The organism is Corynebacterium sp. MSK204 (assembly GCF_030229885.1).
Taxonomy (GTDB): Bacteria; Actinomycetota; Actinomycetes; order Mycobacteriales; family Mycobacteriaceae; genus Corynebacterium.
On record NZ_JASPGQ010000048.1, the window covers coordinates 1 to 1303 of the forward strand.

The 1303-nt window shown below is 53.3% G+C and carries 1 pseudogene; it reads right to left on the bottom strand.

The features are described from left to right. Positions 1–40: 40 nt before the first annotated feature. A pseudogene (locus QP908_RS11720) lies at positions 41–1234 on the bottom strand (IS3 family transposase). Positions 1235–1303: the final 69 nt, after the last annotated feature.

Genomic DNA, 1303 nt, shown 5'->3' on the forward strand with positions numbered 1-1303 from the left:
CCGGGCCTGACCCCCGGACAGTGGACACGTCGGGGGTTAGCTATGCTGCTTTGGTCAGTGTAGTTGAAGTCTCGGCTTCAAAGACATCAGGCGCTACAAGATTGCACCAGGAGTGCCGCCGGCGCGTGTTGTAGCGCATGCACCACCGGAAGACTTCCCGGCGGCAGGAGATCGGATTGTCAAAGACTTTCCTATCGCGCAAGACTTCCCGCTTTAAGGTGGCGTTAAATGATTCTGCTAGGGCGTTATCAGCACTCGTTCCTACCGCTCCCATGGACTGGCGCACACCCAACGACGAGCAATAGTTCCTAAAGGCTTGTGAGGTGTACACGCTGCCGTGATCGGAATGGAATATAGCCCCGTCAAGACTGCCGCGTACACCGTGCGCGTGGGCTATTGCATCGACGACCAGTGACACTCGCATGTTGTCTGCGAGCGCATAACCTGCACGTTTGCGTGAATGAAGTGTCAATAACTGTGGCCACATACATGTTCTTGCCACCCTTACAGGGCAGGTAGGTAATGTCGCCAACATAAACGCGATTCGGCTCGTTGGCGGTGAATTTACGGCCTACTAAGTCCGGCATGACGCGGTGGCCAGGCTTGCGCCTGGTAGTGACACATCGGCGGCGTTTGGTAAAGCCTTTAAGCCCCATGGCTTTCATAATTCGTGCAACTTTCTTGTGATTGATCGGGACATACGCCGTGTCCTCATTCAGGCTTGCAGCGATGCGTTTAGCGCCGTAAAGCCCAAGCTCATCATCAAAGATGGTTGCGATCCTTGCACCAATAACAGCATCAGAATACATCTTTAACCTGCGATTTTTACGGGTTTGGACCCACTTATAAAACGAGGAACGATTCAGTTTTAACACATGGCACATCCGCTTGACCGAGAATTCGGTTCGGTGGTCATAGACAAACTGGAAGCGGATCACCAGTGAGTCTCTTCGGCAAAATATTTGGCGGCCTTGCGCAGGATGTCACGTTCTTCGCGCAGCTTTGCGTTTTCTTTTTCTAACTGGCGGATCCGTTCGGAATCATTCGCCGCTTGGGCTTTATCCTGCATGGCTTTTATACGCGCACGTTTGCCGGTGCCGTACTTCTTGACCCATGAATGCAGCGAGGCACGGTTGATACCGAGCTCGGCTGATGCTGAGTTCAGCGAGAGGTCCTCATTGTTCTCATAGAGGGCCACGGCATCGCGTTTGAACTGTTCGGAGTACCTGGACATGGTGGTAGATTACCTTTCTTTCCAGCCCGACTGGGCTGGATATCAGGTGTCCACCAAACAGGGGTCAGG